At 35.5% G+C, this 1,145-nt stretch carries 2 protein-coding genes; both read right to left on the minus strand.

Going from position 1 to position 1,145, the window contains the following annotated elements:
• Positions 1-23: 23 nt before the first annotated feature.
• Positions 24-545 (minus strand): hypothetical protein, encoded by a 522-nt coding sequence (locus BACCOPRO_RS16925; RefSeq protein ID WP_008145610.1) that lies wholly within the window; start codon positions 543-545, stop codon positions 24-26.
• A 5-nt stretch (positions 546-550) separates the two neighbouring features.
• Positions 551-1,145, minus strand: a 595-nt coding sequence (locus BACCOPRO_RS18630) for an RHS repeat-associated core domain-containing protein (protein ID WP_008145611.1), incomplete at its 5' end; no start/stop codon positions are given.

Consider the following 1,145-nt stretch of genomic DNA (forward strand, 5'->3'; position numbering starts at 1 on the left):
AAAATATTGCAAACGTAATTTCTTTATATAAATAATTTATTATATGCACTTAAATCGTCTTCTAAATATGCTTCTAAATAACACATCAAATTCTTGTATCGTGCCATTCCATTACTATCATAAACCCATATTTCTGGTTCATCAACTTCATCTAACCAAACTATATAAATTCTTTCAAAGCTATTTACATCTGCTGCAAAAACACTAATGCGATTATCTTTAAATAAGCTACAAGCATCGTTAGGCCAGTTTTGCGAACATGAATGTAATTGATGTTTTATGTTTTCTATATATGAAGTTGGTTTTTCTTTCCATAACTCTTTCATATCATCAATGCTTAACCAATCCCCATGGGTAGCATTTTCCCAACTTCCAAAATTATTATAACGTTCCCTAAGCATTGGAGATATACGTCTATAAATTCCTGTTTGCAAAGTTGGGATACAATCAATCTCCACTTTACAAATATAAAGATTCGATGGAAGTGAAGTTAATTCATTATTAATATGTTTAGCCTTAATAATTAAGTCTTTAATATTATTCATAGCTACTAATCGATAATTATTACAGAAGTATATGTTGTACCTACTGGAACTGCTTGAGTAGCACCTCCTAAATATGAGTTGACTGAAGAGCTTATGGGGACAAATGGCCCTTGAGGATTACCTCCCCACCCGACATCAGGAATATGACCTGCAACTTGTCCCGATTTAAATAATTCAGGATTGTCTATTCGGTATTTATTAGCTGCGTCACTTGCTTTTTTTCTAAGTTCTCTGGAAACTGGTTGGCGGGTCAAACCATCTGGTGGAATTTGTTTATTCCATCTCGATACAAAATCTTCTAATTCATCAGATTCCTTAGATCCTTTACTAAATTTGCGTTTAATTTTTAATACTCCATCTTCCACATTAGCACATTTTTCTAACCCCAATATATCTAACCACGTATTCACATCCAGCACATATCCGTAGAGAGTAGGATTGTTTCCTGCCAGTCCAATTGGGTCAGAAGAAATATATATCCCCATTTCAGGCGAGTAGTACCTGAATCTGTTGTAATACAATCCCGTTTCTTCATCCTCGTACTGCCCCTGATAGCGGAACGGCACGAGCGTTCGGTCCCCATGGCATTCCGCCACCTTG

This window comes from Phocaeicola coprophilus DSM 18228 = JCM 13818 (assembly GCF_000157915.1).
Lineage (GTDB): Bacteria > Bacteroidota > Bacteroidia > Bacteroidales > Bacteroidaceae > Phocaeicola > Phocaeicola coprophilus.